Source organism: Pseudomonas sp. H26/SER47-MNA-CIBAN-0231 (assembly GCF_040310465.1).
In the GTDB taxonomy this organism is placed as follows: Bacteria; Pseudomonadota; Gammaproteobacteria; order Pseudomonadales; family Pseudomonadaceae; genus Aquipseudomonas; species Aquipseudomonas atacamensis.
This window is the reverse complement of record NZ_JBEOPW010000013.1, coordinates 54,359-73,951: the sequence shown is the minus strand read 5'-3', so window position 1 is coordinate 73,951 and position 19,593 is coordinate 54,359. Positions and strand designations below refer to the sequence as shown.

17 protein-coding genes and 2 tRNA genes are annotated in these 19,593 nt (G+C 58.6%); 1 reads left to right on the top strand and 18 read right to left on the bottom strand.

Annotation, left to right across the window (positions count from 1 at the left end; genetic code table 11):
* Positions 1-8: 8 nt before the first annotated feature.
* The 10 genes from nusA to rlmE form a co-directional block, all read right to left on the bottom strand.
* Entirely contained in the window at positions 9-1,490 is a 1,482-nt protein-coding gene (gene nusA / locus AAEZ10_RS19135; RefSeq protein WP_024011569.1) for a transcription termination factor NusA, read from the bottom strand.
* A 47-nt stretch (positions 1,491-1,537) separates the two neighbouring features.
* Positions 1,538-1,996 (bottom strand): ribosome maturation factor RimP, encoded by a 459-nt coding sequence (gene rimP, locus AAEZ10_RS19130; protein ID WP_073473852.1) that lies wholly within the window; start codon positions 1,994-1,996, stop codon positions 1,538-1,540.
* Positions 1,997-2,135: 139 nt separating this feature from the next.
* Positions 2,136-2,212: transfer RNA gene (locus AAEZ10_RS19125), tRNA-Met, on the bottom strand.
* Positions 2,213-2,309: 97 nt separating this feature from the next.
* Positions 2,310-2,395 (bottom strand) — tRNA-Leu (locus AAEZ10_RS19120).
* Between the two features lie 22 nt (positions 2,396-2,417).
* Complete coding sequence (secG, locus tag AAEZ10_RS19115; RefSeq protein WP_016771756.1) at positions 2,418-2,801, bottom strand: preprotein translocase subunit SecG; 384 nt, start codon at positions 2,799-2,801, stop codon at positions 2,418-2,420.
* A 4-nt stretch (positions 2,802-2,805) separates the two neighbouring features.
* Complete coding sequence (gene tpiA / locus AAEZ10_RS19110; protein ID WP_007915248.1) at positions 2,806-3,561, bottom strand: triose-phosphate isomerase; 756 nt, start codon at positions 3,559-3,561, stop codon at positions 2,806-2,808.
* 65 nt (positions 3,562-3,626) lie between these two features.
* The gene (glmM, locus tag AAEZ10_RS19105; protein WP_073473855.1) at positions 3,627-4,964 is read right to left on the bottom strand and encodes a phosphoglucosamine mutase; all 1,338 of its coding nucleotides are present in this window, start codon (positions 4,962-4,964) and stop codon (positions 3,627-3,629) included.
* Positions 4,965-4,980: 16 nt separating this feature from the next.
* Positions 4,981-5,832, bottom strand: coding sequence for a dihydropteroate synthase (gene folP, locus AAEZ10_RS19100; RefSeq protein WP_071174357.1), 852 nt, complete (start codon positions 5,830-5,832; stop codon positions 4,981-4,983).
* A gap of 8 nt (positions 5,833-5,840) precedes the next feature.
* The gene (gene ftsH / locus AAEZ10_RS19095; protein ID WP_016771759.1) at positions 5,841-7,748 is read right to left on the bottom strand and encodes an ATP-dependent zinc metalloprotease FtsH; all 1,908 of its coding nucleotides are present in this window, start codon (positions 7,746-7,748) and stop codon (positions 5,841-5,843) included.
* Positions 7,749-7,950: 202 nt separating this feature from the next.
* Entirely contained in the window at positions 7,951-8,580 is a 630-nt protein-coding gene (rlmE, locus tag AAEZ10_RS19090; protein WP_056782866.1) for a 23S rRNA (uridine(2552)-2'-O)-methyltransferase RlmE, read from the bottom strand.
* A 101-nt stretch (positions 8,581-8,681) separates the two neighbouring features.
* Between rlmE and AAEZ10_RS19085 the strand changes: the two genes are divergently transcribed.
* Positions 8,682-8,990 (top strand): YhbY family RNA-binding protein, encoded by a 309-nt coding sequence (locus AAEZ10_RS19085; RefSeq protein ID WP_016771761.1) that lies wholly within the window; start codon positions 8,682-8,684, stop codon positions 8,988-8,990.
* A 9-nt stretch (positions 8,991-8,999) separates the two neighbouring features.
* Here AAEZ10_RS19085 and AAEZ10_RS19080 read toward each other — a convergent pair whose 3' ends face one another.
* From AAEZ10_RS19080 to grpE, 8 genes are all read right to left on the bottom strand, one after another.
* Positions 9,000-9,404: a hypothetical protein gene (locus tag AAEZ10_RS19080; RefSeq protein ID WP_016771762.1), complete on the bottom strand. Its 405-nt coding sequence runs from the start codon at positions 9,402-9,404 to the stop codon at positions 9,000-9,002.
* A gap of 28 nt (positions 9,405-9,432) precedes the next feature.
* Positions 9,433-9,909: a transcription elongation factor GreA gene (gene greA / locus AAEZ10_RS19075; RefSeq protein WP_350570574.1), complete on the bottom strand. Its 477-nt coding sequence runs from the start codon at positions 9,907-9,909 to the stop codon at positions 9,433-9,435.
* 2 nt (positions 9,910-9,911) lie between these two features.
* Positions 9,912-13,133, bottom strand: coding sequence for a carbamoyl-phosphate synthase large subunit (carB, locus tag AAEZ10_RS19070; protein ID WP_016771764.1), 3,222 nt, complete (start codon positions 13,131-13,133; stop codon positions 9,912-9,914).
* Between the two features lie 124 nt (positions 13,134-13,257).
* Positions 13,258-14,394, bottom strand: a complete 1,137-nt coding sequence (carA, locus tag AAEZ10_RS19065; protein ID WP_273527925.1) for a glutamine-hydrolyzing carbamoyl-phosphate synthase small subunit — start codon at positions 14,392-14,394, stop codon at positions 13,258-13,260.
* A gap of 258 nt (positions 14,395-14,652) precedes the next feature.
* Positions 14,653-15,456, bottom strand: coding sequence for a 4-hydroxy-tetrahydrodipicolinate reductase (gene dapB, locus AAEZ10_RS19060; protein WP_350570505.1), 804 nt, complete (start codon positions 15,454-15,456; stop codon positions 14,653-14,655).
* 9 nt (positions 15,457-15,465) lie between these two features.
* Positions 15,466-16,590: a molecular chaperone DnaJ gene (gene dnaJ, locus AAEZ10_RS19055; protein WP_016771767.1), complete on the bottom strand. Its 1,125-nt coding sequence runs from the start codon at positions 16,588-16,590 to the stop codon at positions 15,466-15,468.
* 297 nt (positions 16,591-16,887) lie between these two features.
* On the bottom strand, positions 16,888-18,804 hold the full coding sequence (dnaK, locus tag AAEZ10_RS19050) for a molecular chaperone DnaK (protein WP_024011565.1): 1,917 nt from the start codon (positions 18,802-18,804) through the stop codon (positions 16,888-16,890).
* Positions 18,805-18,906: 102 nt separating this feature from the next.
* Positions 18,907-19,473 carry a nucleotide exchange factor GrpE gene (gene grpE, locus AAEZ10_RS19045; protein WP_039759570.1) on the bottom strand — a complete coding sequence of 189 codons (567 nt, stop codon included), beginning with the start codon at positions 19,471-19,473 and terminating at the stop codon, positions 18,907-18,909.
* Between the last annotated feature and the right edge of the window lie 120 nt (positions 19,474-19,593).

The following is a 19,593-nucleotide window of genomic DNA, read 5'->3' as shown; positions in this document are numbered from 1 at the left end:
GCGCCTAATTACTCGAACCAGTGGGCTCGGGCGGCCATGATCAACTTGCCGGCACGATCATCGTCAATGCCGTCGATGTCGAGCAGGTCGTCAATAGACTGCTCGGCCAGGTCTTCGCGGGTAATTACGCCGCGCACCGCCAGTTCCATCGCCAAATCCTTGTCCATACCCTCAAGCGAGAGCAGGTCTTCGGCCGGATGGGCGTCTGCCAGCTTTTCCTCAGTAGCGATGGCTTTGGTCAACAAGCGATCCTTGGCGCGAGCACGAAGCTCGTTGACGATGTCCTCGTCAAAGCCGTCGATGTTGAGCATTTCCTCCACCGGTACGTAGGCAATCTCTTCCAGGCTGGTGAAGCCTTCATCTACCAGCACCTGAGCCAGTTCTTCGTCGACTTCCAGCTCGTCGATGAAGTTGCGCAGGATGTCGCCGGTTTCTGCTTGCTGCTTAGCCTGGATGTCCGATTCGGTCATCACGTTCAGGGTCCAGCCAGTCAACTGGCTCGCCAGACGCACGTTCTGACCACCGCGACCGATGGCCTGAGCCAGATTGTCTGCGCCAACGGCGATGTCCATGGCATGGGCATCTTCGTCAACGATAATTGCCGCAACCTCGGCCGGGGACATGGCGTTGATCACGAACTGGGCCGGGTTGTCGTCCCACAGCACGATATCAACACGCTCACCGCCCAACTCACCCGATACCGCCTGGACGCGCGAACCGCGCATACCGATGCAGGCACCTTGTGGGTCGATGCGCTTGTCCTTGGAACGGACGGCGATCTTGGCTCGCGAACCCGGATCACGGGAGGCGGCCATGACCTCGATGAGGCCTTCGGCGATTTCCGGCACTTCGATACGGAACAGCTCGATCAGCATTTCCGGCGCGGTACGCGACAGGATCAGCTGCGGGCCGCGGTTCTCGGTGCGGATTTCCTTGAGCAGCGCACGCAGACGCACGCCGACACGGAAGGTTTCGCGAGAAATGATGTCTTCACGGGCCAGCAACGCTTCAGCATTGTTGCCCAGATCGACGATCACGTTGTCGCGGGTAACTTTTTTCACGGTGCCGGAGATGATTTCTCCCAGGCGCTCGCGATAGGCGTCGACCACTTGAGCGCGCTCGGCTTCGCGAACTTTCTGCACGATGACCTGCTTGGCAGTCTGTGCAGCGATGCGGCCGAATTCAATGGATTCGATTTTCTCTTCGACGACGTCACCGACCTTGGCACCAGGATGCGTTTCGGCAACCTTGCTTGGCCAGGTCTCGATGGCCGGATCGTCGAGATCATTCTCTTCGACGACCGTCCAGCGACGGAAGGTTTCGTAGGAACCGGTGTGGCGGTTGATTTCCACACGCAGGTCCACTTCGTCTTCAAAACGCTTTTTGGTAGCAGTGGCCAGAGCCAGCTCCAGCGCTTCAAAAATTACGCTTGCCGGTACACCCTTTTCATTGGATACCGACTCAACAACCAGCAGTACTTCTTTGCTCATCGTACGCCTCGCCTTTCGCAAGCCATTGGATCCGCGGGATCCGCGTCTCAGTCAAAACTGGGAATAATGTTGGCCTTGTCGATCATATCGATCGGCAACAGGAACTCGTGGTCTTCTACCTGCACCACGACGTCCTGCTCTTCTACACCGCGCAGAAGGCCCTGAAAATTGCGTCGACCTTCGAAAGGCGAGCGCAGCTTGATCTTCACTTGTTCACCGGCAAATTTGGCAAACTGCTCAAGAGTGAACAGCGGGCGCTCCATGCCAGGCGAGGAAACTTCAAGGGTGTATTCAACGGAGATAGGATCTTCAACATCCAGAACACCGCTGATCTGACGGCTGACAATGGCGCAATCGTCCACCAGCACGCCACCCTCTTTATTGATATAAACGCGCAACATCGAGTGACGACCCTGAGCCGAAAACTCGATACCCCAGCATTCATAGCCCAGGGCCACGACCACCGGGGCCAGCAAGGCCTGCAACTCTTCTAGCTTGCTCGACACCTGAACCCCCTAGTGCATGATATGTGCATGCTTTGCAAAATAAAAAAATGGGCATAACGCCCATCCTTGAAACGCCGTCGAACAGCGGCGTTGAAAGTATCCAGCTAACAAAAAGCCCCTTAAAAGGGGCTCCTTAAACTGGTTGCGGGGGCCGGATTTGAACCGACGACCTTCGGGTTATGAGCCCGACGAGCTACCAGACTGCTCCACCCCGCGACAAAGCTGGGGCGGAAGTATACGACCGATCCCTTTTAGGGTCAATGTAACCTTCCACCTGCAAGAAAGCCCGCAACAGCGGGCTCTCCTGACTAATTGGTACCGAGAAGGGGACTCGAACCCCTACACCCTATGGGCACAACCACCTCAAGGTTGCGTGTCTACCAATTCCACCACCTCGGCAATACTACGTTTGAAACTCTTCTTACTTCTGCTCTTGAGCTGGAGGCACGTCAGTCGCTGGAGTAGCCGACTTTTGCTCTTGAAGCACCGGGACATCATCAGAAGCCGGTTGTTGCTTAGGTACTTCCAACACTGCTGGATCTGGAAGACCTGCTTGAGTCAGCTGATGAGCTTTCTCTTTAGCAAAGTAACCTAACCCCAAGCTGGTTATGAAGAAACCGGCGGCAAGTATAGCAGTAAACTTACTAAGAAAGGTAGAGGAACCTTGGCTTCCGAACACAGTATTTGAAGCACCTGCTCCGAAAGACGCGCCAGCGTCCGCACCCTTACCCTGCTGCAGCAAAACCAGAGCAACTACGCCCAATGCACCCAGCAGATGAAAAACGACTACGACTGTTTCCAGCATTTTTTCAGTTTCCCGCGGCGCGACAGATCGCACCGAACTCATCTGCATTCAGGGAAGCTCCACCAATGAGCCCCCCATCGATATCCGGCATGCCGAACAGTTCGACCGCATTGGCCGCCTTCACGCTGCCGCCGTATAGAAGCCGCACACCTCGTGCGACTTCAGAATTCTCTGCCGCCAACTGCTCGCGAATGGCTTTATGCACATCCTGAGCCTGTTGCGGCGTTGCAGTCAGCCCGGTACCAATGGCCCAGACCGGCTCGTATGCAATCACTGCCTTGGCAAAGGCACCGACACCCAGCTCCTCGATGATGCTGCCCAGCTGACGCCCGACAACTTCAAGAGTTTTTCCGGCTTCGCGCTGCTCGAGGGTTTCCCCTACACACAACACCGGAATCAAGCCACATGCCTGTGCCGCTGCGAACTTGCGATTCAGCATCCCGTCTCGCTCGCCCATAATCTGGCGGCGTTCGGAGTGCCCGACAAGCACCAGGGAACAACCTGCATCCACCAGTTGGCTGGGAGCAATCTCACCAGTCAACGCACCTTGCATGGCTTCCACCGCAGAATTCTGCGCGCCGACCGAAATCGACTTGCCTTTCAAGCCATCAATCACTTGATTGATGTACAAGCAAGGCGGGAACACCGCGACATCAACACCGCTTGGCAAGGCCAGATGACGAAGGCCGTTGATCAGCTCAGCGACGCTGGCGCGGGTACCGTGCATCTTCCAGTTACCAGCTACCATAGGGCGACGCATGCTGTACCTCGTCGGTCAAAGTGGGCGCAGATGTTACCCAACACAATCATGGCTTGCAAGCCGTATCAGGCAGAAACTTCGGTTACCAGTTTTGCCAGCTCTTCGGCATAGCCGCGAACCTGGTTTTCGTCCTCGCCTTCGACCATTACGCGCACCAGAGGCTCTGTGCCGGACTTGCGCAGAAGCACGCGACCGCGCCCCGCCATCGCCTGAGTGACACGGGCACTGGCCTCCTTGACAGCCGGATGCTCCAGCGGGCTTTCACCGCCGCCAAAGCGAACGTTGATCAGCACCTGAGGGCACTTGCGCAAAGCCTGCCGCGTTTGCGCCAGACCTTCGTTGCGGGATTTCAGAGCCATCAACACCTGCAGAGCCGCGATGATCGCATCGCCCGTGGTGGTGTGGTTGAAGCAGACCACATGCCCGGAGTTTTCCCCACCAACGAGCCAGTTGCGCTCTTGCAGTTCGGCAATCACGTAGCGGTCACCGACATTGGCGCGAACGAACGGGATCGACAGATCCGCCAAGGCCAGCTCGAGACCAAGATTGCTCATCAATGTACCGACGACGCCACCCTGCAACTTGCCACGCTCATGCAGATCGCGGGCAATGATGAACAGCAGGTCATCACCATCGACGATGGTGCCGGTGTGATCGACCATCAATACCCGATCACCATCACCATCGAAGGCGATACCCAGGTCCGCATGCTCAGCCAGAACGGCGGCCTGCAATGGCCCCATATGCGTGGAACCGCAGTTATCGTTGATGTTCAGCCCGTTCGGCTGAGCGGAAAGCACGACGACTTCGGCACCCAATTCACGGAAGACGCTCGGCGCTACCTTATAGGTCGCACCATGCGCGCAGTCGATAACGATCTTCAGGCCGGCGAAATTGGTCCCGGTAGGCACGCTGCTTTTGCAGAACTCGATGTAGCGACCCGATGCATCATTGATTCGCGATACTTTGCCGATCTTGCTCGACTCGACGACGGTCATCGGCGTATCCAGCAACTCTTCGATCATCAGTTCCAATTCATCGGGCAGCTTGGTGCCTTTGCCGGAGAAGAACTTGATGCCGTTGTCATCATGCGGGTTGTGCGATGCACTTATCACGATACCGGCTTCAGCCTGGAACGTACGCGACAGATAAGCGATGGCAGGCGTCGGCATCGGGCCGAGCAGCATCACATCGGCACCCGCCGAGGTCAGGCCCGCCTCGAGCGCCGACTCGAACATATAACCGGATATCCGCGTGTCCTTGCCAACCAGCACCTTGCAGGCACCCATCTTGCGGAAAGCCATGCCGGCCGCCCAGCCGAGCTTGAGCATGAAGTCAGGCGTGATCGGGTATTCACCAACACGACCGCGAATGCCGTCGGTACCAAAATATTTCTTGCTCATAAGTGCTCCATCATTCTTATTCGGCTGATTCTACGGCCGCGATCATTCGCACTACATCGACAGTTTCCGCCACGTCGTGGACGCGCAATATCCGCGCGCCCTTGACCGACGCCAGCGCTGCCAGCGCCAGTCCGCCGTGCAGACGCTCGCCTACGGGACGGTTCAAAGCGTGGCCAATCATACTCTTGCGCGAAACACCTACCAGCAATGGCCGCCCCAGCGCATGCAAGGTCTCCATGTGCTTGAACAAGCTTAGGTTGTGCTGCAAGGTTTTGGCGAAGCCGAAGCCGGGATCAAGAATGATCCGCTCGGCAGGAATGCCCGCTTGGGCACACTGATCCATGCGTTCGGCGAGAAACTCACCGACCTCGCGAGTGACATTCTGATACTGAGGATTATCCTGCATATCGCCCGGCTCGCCGAGCATGTGCATGAGGCAGACCGGCAATCCGGTGGCCGCCGCCGCATCCAGCGCGCCATCGCGACGCAACGAACGCACATCATTGATCAGTCCGGCACCGAGCCGTGCGGTTTCGCGCATGACTGCCGGGGTGGAAGTATCGACCGAGATGATGACATCCAGCTCGCGATTGATCAGCTCGACAATCGGCGCGACGCGCTCAAGCTCCTCCAGAGGAGAGACCGCTCGCGCACCCGGCCGGGTCGATTCGCCGCCAACATCGATCAGCGTCGCGCCAGCCAACACCATGGCTTCGGCGTGGCGCAAAGCCGCATCGAGCTGGCTGTAACGGCCGCCGTCAGAAAAGGAATCAGGAGTGACATTGAGAATGCCCATGACATGCGTCTGGGCCAAATCAAGAACCCGGTTGCCGCAAGGCAACCGGGTCAGGGACTGTACAGAAGTCATTTCAAGCCTTAAACGTCAGCAGCCGGACCGCCAATTGGTTTTTCCGGACGCTCGTCCTGCACGACAGGCGGCGGAGGCGTACCGGTGCCACCCGACCAGTCGCGAGGTTCGCGAGGCGTGCGACCCGCCATGATGTCGTCGATCTGCTCGGCATCGATGGTTTCGTACTTCATCAGCGCATCAGCCATGGCATCCAGTTTGTCACGGTTATCCGTGAGGATCTGCTTGGCGGTGCCGTAGCACTGATCAATGATACTGCGCACTTCGGAGTCGATCAGCTTGGCGGTCTCACCGGAGAAGCTGGCAGCCTGGCCGCCACCGCCGCGACCGAGGAACACTTCGCCCTCTTCTTCGGCATACATCAGCGGACCGAGTTTTTCCGACAAGCCCCATTTCGTCACCATGTTCCGGGCAATCTGACTTGCACGCATGATGTCGTTGGACGCGCCGGTGGTTACACCGTCAAAGCCCAGGGTCATTTCTTCTGCGATACGGCCACCGTACAACGAGCAGATCTGGCTGATCAGCGCACGTTTGGACAGGCTGTAACGATCTTCTTCCGGGAGGAACATGGTCACACCCAGCGCACGACCGCGCGGGATGATCGACACCTTGTAGACCGGATCATGCTCAGGCACGACGCGACCAACGATGGCGTGGCCGGCTTCGTGGTAAGCAGTGTTCTGCTTTTCTTTCTCGGACATGACCATGGATTTGCGCTCGGCGCCCATCATGATCTTGTCTTTCGCCAGTTCGAACTCTTTCATCTCGACGATGCGTTTGCCGCTACGAGCAGCGAACAACGACGCTTCGTTGACCAAGTTGGCCAGGTCAGCACCGGAGAAGCCAGGAGTACCACGTGCGATCACTGCCGGAGCAACGTCGTCGCCCATTGGCACTTTACGCATGTGCACTTTCAGAATCTGCTCGCGACCACGAATATCCGGCAAGCCAACCACCACCTGACGGTCGAAACGGCCCGGACGCAGCAGCGCAGGGTCGAGTACGTCCGGACGGTTGGTCGCAGCAATCACGATGATGCCGTCATTCATTTCGAAGCCGTCCATCTCTACCAGCAACTGGTTGAGAGTCTGCTCACGTTCGTCGTGACCGCCACCCATGCCGGCACCACGATGGCGACCCACGGCATCGATTTCGTCGATGAAGATGATGCAAGGGGCGTGCTTCTTGGCCTGCTCGAACATGTCGCGGACGCGGCTGGCGCCGACACCGACGAACATTTCGACAAAGTCGGAACCGGAGATGGTGAAGAATGGCACTTTCGCTTCGCCGGCAATCGCCTTGGCCAGCAAGGTTTTACCGGTACCCGGCGGGCCGACCATCAGTACGCCGCGCGGGATACGACCGCCCAGACGCTGGAACTTGCCCGGATCACGCAGGAACTCGACCAGCTCGCCGACTTCTTCTTTGGCTTCGTCGCAACCGGCAACGTCAGCCAAAGTGGTTTTCACCTGATCTTCGGACAGCAGGCGTGCCTTGCTCTTGCCGAAGCTCATCGGCCCGCCCTTGCCACCGGCGCCGCCCTGCATCTGGCGCATGAAGAACATGAACACCGCGATGATCACCAGGATCGGGAAGCTGGCCACCAGGAGCTGAGTCCAGATGCTTTGCTGTTCAGGCTGCTTGCCTTCAACCACAACATGATTGTCGACCAGATCGCCGATCAGGCCATTGTCCTGAATTGCCGGACGAATGGTCTTGAAGCTGTCGCCATCGGTGCGCTTGCCGGTAATCACATAGCCGTCAACGGCTACGCGCTCGACCTTGCCATCCTTGACCTGCTGGATGAAGTCGGAATAGTTGAGGGTCTGCGGCTCGTTAGGGCTGGAGAAGTTGTTCATCACCGTCACCAAGACTGCCGCGATGATCAACCACAGGATCAGATTCTTTGCCATATCGTTCAATTAACTACCCTCTGAAGCAAGCTCCGCTACTGGCGCGCGCTTCGCATGATATTCACCGGCCTAACTTACTACATTACCTACAACTCTGGCAGGCGCCGTCTGTAACCCTTTGTGAAACACTTTCTACACAATATTCGCTTATGCCTGCGGAGCGAAATATGAAAAACCTATCGCCCCGCCGAAAAACCTTGTTTTACGCATCACCGCCGCGATAACCCCAGGCCAGCATGTACTGCTCACGGGAGCTGCCACGGGAAGAGTCTGGCTTGATCATCTGGATCTTGTCGAATTTCTTCCGAGCGTCCTTCAGATAAACGTCAAACCCTTCGCCCTGAAAAATCTTGATGACGAAATTGCCACCCGGCTTGAGGATCCGTTCCGCCAGGTCCAGAGCCAGCTCACAGAGGAACATGGCCTTGGGCATATCCACTTCGGGCGTACCACTCATATTGGGGGCCATATCGGAAATCACAAGGTCAACCTGCGAATTACCCACGGCCTCAAGGATTTGAGCCAGCACCGAGTCCTCAGTGAAGTCACCTTGAATGAAGGTCACGTCCGGAATGCCGTCCATTTCAAGAATGTCAGAAGCGATCAGACGCCCCTGGCCACCGATCAGTCGACTGGTGACCTGCGACCAGCCACCCGGCGCCGCGCCGAGGTCGACCACGCTCATGCCCGGACGGATGAGTTTGTATTTTTCCTGGATCTCCAGCAGCTTGTAACTTGCACGCGAGCGGTAGCCATCCTTCTGCGCCTGCTTCACATAAGGATCGTTGACATGTCTTTTCAGCCAACCAAGGCTTGTCTTGGAACGCGCCATTGGGCACCTCGATGATTAGGGTCGTGATTAGTTGGGCGGATCCACGAACCCTCGGGTAAAATGGCCGCCATTTTACAGAATCCAGACGAAAGGGTCAGATTATGCCGCTCACTCCAGAGCAGAAGAAACAGTACAAATCCATCGGCCACCACCTCAAACCAGTGTTGACGGTGGCGGACAACGGTTTGACTGAAGGTGTCTTAGCCGAGCTTGAACGCGCCCTGGCGGATCACGAGCTGATCAAGATCAAGCTCAACATCCTCGATCGCGAGTCGCGCCTGGCGCACATCGCCGAGCTGTGCAAGGTCGGCAAAGCGGACCTGGTTCAGGTCATCGGCAAGATGGCTCTGGTCTACCGCAAGAACTTCAGCGCCAACAAGCAGCTGTCGAACGTTCATCGCTTCAAGTGATGCGCAGGGTCAAGGGTGTGCTTCGCGCACCCTGCCACTCCATCCCGGCACCGGCTGCATGACCAGCACCAACCCGGAAAATCCCAGCACCAGATAACTGAATACCTGCCAGCGCTGCGCATCCGGCCAGCCGACACGCACAGCGACATACATCGCGCACGCGTACAACGCCATCAACAGCACCTGCCCGCGAAAATCCCGCCATAGACTGCCAAGGCCCTCGGCCTGTACCAGCACCAAAGCCTGAAAGATCACGCACAGAGCGGCGAACCCCACCACCAGCACTTCGAATGCACTGGCGACTTCGTCGATCAACAGCGGCGCCAGGCCGATCTGGCCCAACGCCGGCTGCAAACCGATATGAATCAACCATAGGCCACCGACCCAAAGCATCTGGGTCAGTTGCCAAAGCATGGCGCCCGCATGCAGCGGGCGCCTTCTTTCAGATGTGACGAACTTCGACAATCTCGTACTCGATCACGCCGCTCGGCGTTTTGACGGCGACGACGTCACCCTCTTCCTTGCCAATCAAGGCGCGGGCCAGCGGCGAGCCGACGGAGATCTTGCCGAGTTTGAAGTCAGCCTCATCCTCACCCACGATGTGGTAAGTGACGCTTTCATCAGTCTCGACGTTGGCGATCTCGACGGTGGTACCGAAAATCACTTTGCCGGTATGAGGAATGGTCGTGACATCGATGATGACCTGATTCTGAATCCGGCCCTCGATGTCACGAATACGCGCTTCGACCATGCCTTGCTGTTCGCGGGCAGCATGGTATTCAGCGTTTTCCTTCAAGTCACCCAACTCGCGGGCCGTACCGATGTCCTGGCTGAGCTTCGGACGGACGACCTTGGTCAGGTGAGCATACTCCTCTTCCAGGGCGCGAGCGCCCTGAACAGTCATTGGGTACTTGGTTATGCTCATGCCTTCAATCCTGCGTGTAGATCCTGCAAGCGGCGCACGGTCTTTTCCGGACCGAACTTCAGCGCTTCGCAGATCGCTTCGCCCGCAGCAATAGTGGTGGTGCAGTAGATCTTGTGCTGCAGGGCGTTGCGACGAATGGAGTACGAATCGGCGATCGACTGACGACCTTCGGTGGTGTTGATGATCAGCGTGACTTCGTCATTTTTGATCATGTCGACCACGTGTGGACGACCCTCGGTCACCTTGTTCACGCGGCGCACTTTCAGACCTGCGGCTTCGATCAGCTTGGCAGTGCCGGCAGTGGCGACCACTTCGAAGCCCAAGTTGATCAGATCACGGGCCACGCCTGCAACCAGTGGCTTGTCGTCATCGCGCACGCTGATGAACGCGGTACCGCCGGTCGGCAGCACTTCGCTGGCGCCCATCTGCGCCTTGGCGAATGCTTCGCCGAAGGTGTCGCCGACGCCCATCACTTCACCGGTCGACTTCATCTCTGGGCCGAGGATCGGGTCAACGCCAGGGAACTTGGCGAACGGGAACACCGCCTCTTTCACGCTGTAGAAGTTCGGGATGATTTCTTTGGTGAAGCCGATTTCCTTCAGGGTCTTACCGGCCATCACGCGCGCAGCGATCATGGCCAGGGAAACACCGATGCACTTGGAAACGAACGGTACGGTACGCGAGGCGCGCGGGTTGACTTCGATGACGTAGATGTCTTCGCCCTGCAAAGCCAACTGCACGTTCATCAGGCCGACAACGCCCAGTTCCAGAGCCATTTTCTTGACCTGTTCGCGCATCTCGTCCTGGATGTGTGCCGGCAGCGAGTACGGCGGCAGCGAGCATGCGGAGTCACCGGAGTGAACGCCCGCCTGTTCGATGTGCTGCATGATCGCGCCGATCACTACATCTTTGCCGTCGCAGACCGCATCCACGTCCATTTCGATGGCGCAGTTGAGGAAGTGGTCGAGCAGCACCGGGCTGTCGTTGGACACTTGTACCGCGTCACGCAGATAGCGCTTGAGTTCGTCTTCCTTGTAAACGATTTCCATCGCACGGCCGCCCAACACGTAGGACGGGCGCACCACCAGCGGATAACCGATCTTCGCGGCAGCACGAACCGCTTCGTCTTCGCTGCGCACGGTGGCGTTTGGCGGCTGACGCAGGTTCAGGCGCTCGACCATTTGCTGGAAGCGCTCGCGGTCTTCAGCGCGGTCGATAGCGTCAGGGCTGGTGCCGATGATCGGCACGCCAGCAGCTTCCAGGGCGCGAGCCAGTTTCAGCGGAGTCTGGCCGCCGTACTGGACGATCACGCCTTTCGGCTTCTCGACGCGGCAGATTTCCAGTACGTCTTCCAGGGTTACCGGCTCGAAGTACAGACGGTCGGAAGTGTCGTAGTCGGTGGAAACGGTTTCCGGGTTGCAGTTGACCATGATGGTTTCGTAGCCGTCTTCGCGCAGGGCGAGCGCAGCGTGAACGCAGCAGTAGTCGAACTCGATGCCCTGGCCGATACGGTTCGGACCGCCGCCCAGAATCATGATCTTGTCGCGACCCGACGGTGCTGCCTCGCACTCTTCCTCGTAGGTCGAGTACAGGTAAGCGGTGTCGGTAGCGAACTCGGCGGCGCAGGTGTCAACGCGCTTGTAGACCGGGAACACTTCCAGCTTCTGACGATGCGTGCGCAGGTTTTTCTCGGTCACGCCCAGCAGCTTGGCCAGACGCTGATCGGAGAAGCCTTTGCGCTTGAGCTTGAACATCAGGTCGCGGTCGATCGAGGACAGACCGAGGGTCTTGACCTTCTCTTCGTCCTTGATCAGGTCTTCGATCTGCACCAGGAACCAAGGGTCGATCATGTTCATGCCGAAGATGTCTTCGACCGACAGACCGGCGCGGAAGGCGTCCGCCACGTACCAGATACGCTCGGCGCCCGGCACGGTCAGTTCACGCTTGAGCACGCTCATGCTGTCCGGGTTGCTCAGATCGAGCTTCTCGTCCAGACCGCAAACGCCGACTTCCAGACCGCGCAGAGCTTTCTGCAGGGATTCCTGGAAGGTCCGGCCGATGGCCATGACTTCACCGACCGACTTCATTTGCGTGGTCAGGCGCGCGTCAGCCTTGGCGAATTTCTCGAAGGCGAAGCGTGGCAGCTTGGTGACAACGTAGTCGATCGACGGTTCGAAGGACGCCGGGGTCTTGCCGCCGGTGATGTCGTTCGACAGCTCATCAAGGGTGTAACCCACAGCCAGCTTGGCCGCGACCTTGGCGATCGGGAAACCGGTGGCTTTCGAAGCCAGTGCCGAGGAACGCGAAACACGCGGGTTCATTTCGATCACGACCATACGGCCAGTGTTCGGGCAGATACCGAATTGAACGTTGGAACCACCGGTCTCGACGCCGATCTCGCGCAGTACCGCCAGCGAGGCGTTACGCAGGATCTGGTATTCCTTGTCGGTCAGCGTCTGGGCTGGAGCTACGGTGATCGAGTCGCCGGTGTGCACGCCCATCGGGTCGAAGTTTTCGATCGAGCAGACGATGATGCAGTTGTCCTTTTTGTCGCGGACAACTTCCATTTCATATTCTTTCCAGCCGATCAGCGATTCGTCGATCAGCAGCTCTTTGGTCGGCGACAGGTCCAGACCACGGGCGCAGATTTCTTCGAACTCTTCACGGTTGTAAGCGATACCACCACCGGTGCCGCCCATGGTGAAGGACGGACGGATGATGCACGGGAAACCGAGGGTTTCGAGGACCGCGTTGGCTTCTTCCATGCTGTGGGCGATGCCGGAACGCGGGCACGCCAGGCCGATGGATTTCATCGCCTTGTCGAAACGCGAACGGTCTTCAGCCTTGTCGATGGTGTCGGCGTTGGCACCGATCATCTCTACGCCGAACTTCTCGAGAACGCCTTCGCGCTCCAAGTCCAGAGCGCAGTTCAGAGCGGTCTGGCCACCCATGGTTGGCAGTACGGCGTCCGGACGCTCTTTTTCGATGATCTTGGCCACGGTCTGCCACTTGATCGGTTCGATGTAGGTGGCGTCGGCCATGTCCGGGTCGGTCATGATGGTGGCCGGGTTGGAGTTCACCAGGATGACGCGGTAACCCTCTTCGCGCAGGGCTTTGCAGGCCTGGGCGCCGGAGTAGTCGAATTCGCAGGCCTGGCCGATCACGATCGGGCCAGCGCCGAGAATCAGGATGCTTTTAATGTCTGTACGTTTTGGCATGGTTTGTCACTCAAATCCGCAGGTCAGTCGGCAAGCCGTCTTGATCGATTTCTGAAGTCCCGAGGGGGCCGCCGGAACCGGGGCCGCCCTCGAGGCCTTCTCTCTACAGTCTCAAGGCGAACGCTTAGCGTCGCTTGACCATCTCGTTGATGAAGCGGTCGAACAGTGGCGCGACATCGTTCGGGCCCGGGCTCGCTTCAGGGTGACCCTGGAAGCTGAACGCGCTCTTGTCGGTGCGCTCGATGCCTTGCAGGGTGCCGTCGAACAGCGATTTGTGGATCGCGCGCACGTTGGCTGGCAGTGTGGCTTCGTCTACCGCAAAACCGTGGTTCTGGCTGGTGATCATCACCACGCCTGTGTCCAGATCCTGCACCGGGTGGTTGGCACCGTGGTGGCCGTGGCCCATTTTCAGGGTCTTGGCGCCGGAGGCCAGAGCCAGCAACTGGTGGCCGAGGCAGATGCCGAATACCGGCGTCTCGGTTTCCAGGACTTCCTTGATCGCCTGGATCGCGTAGTCGCATGGCTCCGGATCACCAGGGCCGTTGGACAGGAACACGCCGTCCGGCTTCAGCGCCAGCACATCGGCGGCTGGAGTCTGCGCAGGCACTACGGTGACGCGGCAGCCGCGCTCTACCAGCATGCGCAGGATGTTGACCTTGACGCCGTAGTCGTAGGCGACCACGTGATATGGCAGCTCGGAAGCTTCGATGGTCGCGTGGCTGTCGGTTTTCAGATCCCAGACAGTCGAGCGCCATTCGTATTGGGTCTTGGTGCTGACGACTTTCGCCAGATCCATGCCCTTCAGGCCCGGGAAGCCTTGCGCAGCGGCGATGGCCGCTTCTTCGGAGATGTTGTCGCCGGCCATGATGCAGCCGTTCTGAGCGCCTTTTTCACGCAGGATGCGGGTCAGGCGACGGGTGTCGATACCGGCGATTGCCACCACGTTGTTGGCTTTCAGGTAATCGGACAGGGACATCGTGTTACGCCAGTTGCTCGCTACCAGCGGCAGGTCACGGATGACCAGGCCAGCGGACCAGACGCGGTCGGACTCGGCATCTTCCGGCGTGGTGCCGGTGTTGCCGATGTGCGGATAAGTCAGGGTAACGATCTGTTGGGCGTAGGAAGGATCGGTAAGGATTTCCTGATAGCCGGTCATTGCGGTGTTGAACACCACCTCACCAACGGTCTGACCGTCGGCTCCAATGGCTTCGCCGCGAAAAATGCTGCCATCAGCAAGGGCGAGTATGGCTGGCTTAGTCAAGAAGACCTCCCGTAAATAACGCATGAAAGGGCAATCGCAGGTTGTAAAAAAGCGGAGTGACGTATGGACACGTCACCCCGCTTCTTCACTGAAATTATTCTGCGCGCTTTTAGTGGACACACTAAAGCTGTAGCTTACAGAAAAGGGCGTTTTTGGTCCACCGCTAAAGAGCCTTAAAGGCCGGAGAATGCGACAGGTCGTCGCCAAGCGGTAAAAACCGGCGCAAAACGGGACGTTTGCGCCGGGTTCAGCAACGACTCAACGCAGGTCGAGCACGTCTTGCATGTCGTACAGGCCCGGCTCGCGACCGTCCAGCCACAGCGCCGCACGCACCGCGCCCTTGGCGAAGGTCATGCGGCTCGATGCCTTGTGGGTGATCTCGACGCGCTCGCCATCGGCAGCGAACAGCACGGTGTGATCACCAACGGTGTCGCCAGCACGCACGGTGGCGAAACCAATGGTTTCACGCTCCCGAGCACCGGTCTGGCCTTCACGACCGTAGACCGCGACCTTCTTCAGATCACGCCCCAGGGCATCGGCAATCACTTCACCCATGCGCACAGCCGTACCTGACGGAGCATCGACCTTGTGGCGGTGATGGGCTTCCATGATCTCGATATCGACATCGTCGCCCAGCACGCGCGCAGCGGTGTCGAGCAACTTCAGGCAGAGGTTGACGCCGACGCTGAAGTTGGCGGCGAAGACGATCGGAATGTCCTTGCCCGCCTCGGCCAGCAATTGCTTCTCTTCAACACTGAAACCGGTGGTGCCGATGATCATCGCTTTGCCGTGTTTGCGGCAGAACGCGAGATTCTTCAGGGTCACGGTCGGGTGAGTGAAGTCGATCAGCACATCGAACTCTTCGACCACACGATCCAGATCACCGGACAGCGGCACGCCGATACGGCCCAGCGCTGCCAGCTCACCGGCATCCGCGCCAACCAGCGTGCTGTCGGGACGATCGACCGCCGCCGTCAGACCGGCGCCCGGCGTCTGCTGCACCGCTTCAATCAGGGTCTTGCCCATGCGCCCGGCGGCGCCCATCACTGCAATACGTCGCATGCCGACTCCTTACAAATCGCCGAAGAAACGCTTCACACCGTCGAACCAACCGGTGGTTTTCGGCGAGTGGCTGTTGTCGTCGGCCAGGGAGCTGCGGAATTCTTCCAGCAGTTCACGCTGACGACGGTTGAGGTTGACCGGCGTTTCCACAGCGACACGGCACATCAGGTCGCCGGCACCGCCGCCACGCACTGGCGCCACGCCTTTACCGCGCACGCGGAACTGCTTGCCGGTCTGCGTGCCTTCGGGGATTTTCAGTTTGACCCGACCGTCGAGGGTCGGAATTTCCAGCTCGCCGCCCAGTGCAGCGTCGACGAAGCTGATCGGCACTTCGCAGAACAGATGCTTGCCGTCACGCTGGAAGATGTCGTGTTCGCGCACATTGATCACAACGTACAGGTCGCCAGTCGGCCCGCCCTGGGTACCCGCCTCGCCTTCGCCGGACAGACGAATGCGGTCGCCAGTATCAACACCGGCAGGCACTTTGACCGAGAGGGTTTTGTACTCTTCGACACGACCGTCGCCGTGGCAGGAGTCGCAAGGATCGGAAATGATCTTGCCCTGGCCATGGCAGCGCGGGCAGGTCTGCTGCACCGAGAAGAAGCCCTGCTGCATGCGCACCTGACCGATGCCGCCGCAGGTCGGGCACGTCGTCGGCGACGAGCCTTTCTTGGCGCCGGAACCATCGCACGGCTTGCAGTTGACCAGTGTCGGAACGCGGATATTCACCGACGTGCCGCGCACCGCTTCTTCCAGATTCAGTTCCAGGGTGTAGCGCAGATCGCTGCCACGCTGGGCGCCGCCACGGGCACCGCCGCGACCGCCACCGAAGAAATCACTGAAGACATCGCCGAAGATGTCCGAGAAGTTCTGGCCACCGAAACCGGCACCGCCGCCGCCCATGCTCGGATCGACGCCGGCATGACCGTACTGATCGTATGCCGCGCGCTTGCTGGCGTCGGACAACACTTCATAGGCCTCGTTGGCCTCTTTGAATGCTTCTTCCGAAGCCTTGTCGCCGGGATTACGGTCGGGGTGGTGCTTCATGGCCAGACGGCGATAGGCCTTCTTCAGGTCCGCTTCGCTCGTGCCCCGCTCGACACCCAACACTTCGTAATAGTCACGCTTTGCCATAAGTTCTTTGCACTCTTAAGGACGTTCGGCAAACCCCTCCTGAGCCTCGCCAAACTCGTTGAGCCCCCATTAAGGCCCGGACCCAACTCACGTCAATTCAACGATCCTGGTCTTGATTGATGCGGTATCTGCGGCGCGAAAAGCAGGAGCATTCCCGGCCATACCGCCAACATCCGAACGGTGTCGCATGCTGTAAAAATTCACGTATTCCAGATACGCCAACGCGGGAGGCAAGCTCCCGCGCGGCGACATCCTACCAGTCACCGCCGCAAGGCAGTCAACCGGGCGACCAACAACTTACTTGTGGTCTTTGACTTCTTCGAACTCGGCGTCGACAACGTCGTCAGCCTTCTCAGCCGATTCGCCTTGCGGGGCTGCGCCATCAGCTGGCTGAGCCTGTTCGGCGTACATCTTCTGAGCAACCGGAGCGGAGACTTTCGACAGCTCTTCAACCTTGGCTTCGATGGCTGCCTTGTCGTCGCCTTTGACGGCGGCTTCCAGCGCAACCACTGCAGCTTCGATTGCAGTCTTCTCTTCGGCGGTGACCTTGTCGCCTGCGTCAGCGACCATCTTGCGAGTCGAGTGCACCAGTGCATCACCCTGGTTACGGGCAGCGGCCAGCTCTTCGAACTTACGGTCTTCCTCGGCATTCGCCTCGGCGTCACGCACCATGCGCTCGATTTCTTCGTCGGACAGACCGGAGTTGGCCTTGATCACGATCGACTGGGTCTTGCCGGTAGCCTTGTCCTTCGCGCCGACATGCAGGATGCCGTTGGCGTCGATGTCGAAGGTCACTTCAATCTGCGGCACGCCACGTGGAGCTGGTGGAATGTCGGCCAGGTCGAACTTGCCCAGCGATTTGTTCTGGGCAGCTTGCTTGCGCTCGCCCTGCAGAACGTGAATGGTCACAGCACCCTGGTTGTCGTCGGCAGTCGAGAACACTTGCGATTTTTTGGTAGGAATCGTGGTGTTTTTCTCGATCAGCGCGGTCATCACGCCACCCATGGTTTCGATACCCAGGGTCAGCGGGCTGACGTCGAGCAGCAGCACGTCTTTCACGTCACCGGCCAGAACAGCGCCCTGAATCGCAGCACCCATGGCAACAGCTTCGTCCGGGTTGACGTCTTTACGCGCTTCTTTACCGAAGAAATCGGTAACCAGCTTCTGTACCAGCGGCATACGAGTCTGACCACCGACCAGAATCACGTCGTTGATCGCGCTGACGTCGATACCGGCGTCTTTCATGGCAATGCGGCAAGGTTCGATGGTGCGCTGAACCAGGTCTTCAACCAGTGCTTCGAGCTTGGCACGGGAGATTTTCACGTTCAGGTGCTTAGGACCGGTCGCGTCTGCAGTGATGTACGGCAGGTTGACGTCGGTCGACTGAGCGGACGACAGCTCGATCTTGGCTTTCTCAGCGGCTTCTTTCAGGCGCTGCATGGCCAGCGGGTCACCTTTGAGGTTCATGCCGCTTTCTTTCTTGAATTCGTCGACGAGGTAGTCGATCAGACGAATGTCGAAGTCTTCACCGCCGAGGAAGGTGTCACCGTTGGTGGCCAACACTTCGAACTGGTGCTCGCCGTCAACTTCAGCGATTTCGATAACGGATACGTCGAAGGTACCGCCACCCAGGTCATAAACGATCACGGTGTGATCGCCCTTGGCCTTGTCCATACCGTAAGCCAGAGCAGCTGCGGTTGGCTCGTTGATGATACGTTTTACGTCCAGACCAGCGATGCGGCCGGCGTCTTTGGTGGCCTGACGCTGGCTGTCGTTGAAGTAGGCCGGAACGGTGATCACCGCTTCGGTTACTGCCTCGCCGAGGTAGTCTTCGGCGGTCTTCTTCATCTTCTTCAGAATTTCAGCCGAGATTTGTGGCGGTGCCATTTTCTGGCCGTTCACTTCTACCCAAGCGTCGTTGTTGTCAGCCTTGACGATCTTGTAAGGGACCATCTGGATGTCTTTCTGCACAACTTCTTCGTCGAAACGACGACCGATCAGACGCTTTACTGCGTACAGGGTGTTGTGCGGGTTGGTGACAGCCTGACGCTTGGCCGACTGACCTACCAGGATTTCGCCATCGTTGGCGTAAGCGATGATCGACGGCGTAGTACGCGCGCCTTCAGCGTTTTCAATAACTTTGGCTTTGCCGTTTTCCAGCACGGAGACGCAGGAGTTGGTAGTCCCCAGGTCGATACCGATAATTTTGCCCATGTTCACTCTCCCGAAACTTTGGATTTTGTTGCCGCAGCAGTGGTGGCTGACTGCGGTAGCACTTAAACGCTTGACTTCTAAATGGGGGCCTTGCGGCTAATTTCAAGCCTGCTCGTCAATCGAAGGCGAAACCGGTGCCGGCGCCTTGCTGACCACGACCATCGCCGGGCGCAGCAGGCGACCATTGAGCTGGTAGCCCTTCTGGAAAACCTTCAACACGCTGTTCGGCTCGACGTCGGCACTTTCCTGCATGGCCATCGCCTGATGGTGAACGGCGTTGAACGGTTCGCCATGCGGATCGATCGCTTCAAGCTGGTAGCGCTTGAGGGTGTCGTGGAACATTTTCAGGGTCAGCTCGATGCCTTCGCGCATCGGGCGGATGCTTTCGTCGTCCGGGCTCGACAGCTCAAGGCCGCGCTCCAGGCTGTCGACGATCGGCAACAGGTCGCTGGCAAATTTCTCAAGGGCAAACTTGTGCGCCTTCTCGACGTCCTGCTCGGCACGGCGGCGAACGTTCTGCAGATCGGCAGCAACACGCAGAGACTGATCCTGCGCGGCGGCCAATTGCTCTTCGAGCACTTGCACACGGGTCGCCAGGTCGTCACCCGAACCTTCGGGCGCCTGATTGGCATCTGGGTTTTGCGTATCTACTGTCTGTTCGTCAGCCATAGAATTCTCCTTTCAATTTCGTCCGCGAGCCTGACTCGCGCTTCTGCCCCGATATATGGGGCCGCAAAATCAGGCTTCAAGGGCTGAAAACAATTGTCCCTACAAAAAAGTGCTGAATAC

Coding starts and splice junctions, on each gene's coding strand:
- nusA (WP_024011569.1), bottom strand. CDS start 1,490: ATGAGCAAAGAAGTACTGCTGGTTGTTGAGTCGGTATCCAATGAAAAG.
- secG (WP_016771756.1), bottom strand. CDS start 2,801: ATGCTGGAAACAGTCGTAGTCGTTTTTCATCTGCTGGGTGCATTGGGC.
- tpiA (WP_007915248.1), bottom strand. CDS start 3,561: ATGCGTCGCCCTATGGTAGCTGGTAACTGGAAGATGCACGGTACCCGC.
- glmM (WP_073473855.1), bottom strand. CDS start 4,964: ATGAGCAAGAAATATTTTGGTACCGACGGCATTCGCGGTCGTGTTGGT.
- folP (WP_071174357.1), bottom strand. CDS start 5,832: ATGACTTCTGTACAGTCCCTGACCCGGTTGCCTTGCGGCAACCGGGTT.
- ftsH (WP_016771759.1), bottom strand. CDS start 7,748: ATGGCAAAGAATCTGATCCTGTGGTTGATCATCGCGGCAGTCTTGGTG.
- rlmE (WP_056782866.1), bottom strand. CDS start 8,580: ATGGCGCGTTCCAAGACAAGCCTTGGTTGGCTGAAAAGACATGTCAAC.
- AAEZ10_RS19085 (WP_016771761.1), top strand. CDS start 8,682: ATGCCGCTCACTCCAGAGCAGAAGAAACAGTACAAATCCATCGGCCAC.
- AAEZ10_RS19080 (WP_016771762.1), bottom strand. CDS start 9,404: ATGCTTTGGCAACTGACCCAGATGCTTTGGGTCGGTGGCCTATGGTTG.
- carB (WP_016771764.1), bottom strand. CDS start 13,133: ATGCCAAAACGTACAGACATTAAAAGCATCCTGATTCTCGGCGCTGGC.
- dapB (WP_350570505.1), bottom strand. CDS start 15,456: ATGCGACGTATTGCAGTGATGGGCGCCGCCGGGCGCATGGGCAAGACC.
- dnaJ (WP_016771767.1), bottom strand. CDS start 16,590: ATGGCAAAGCGTGACTATTACGAAGTGTTGGGTGTCGAGCGGGGCACG.
- dnaK (WP_024011565.1), bottom strand. CDS start 18,804: ATGGGCAAAATTATCGGTATCGACCTGGGGACTACCAACTCCTGCGTC.
- grpE (WP_039759570.1), bottom strand. CDS start 19,473: ATGGCTGACGAACAGACAGTAGATACGCAAAACCCAGATGCCAATCAG.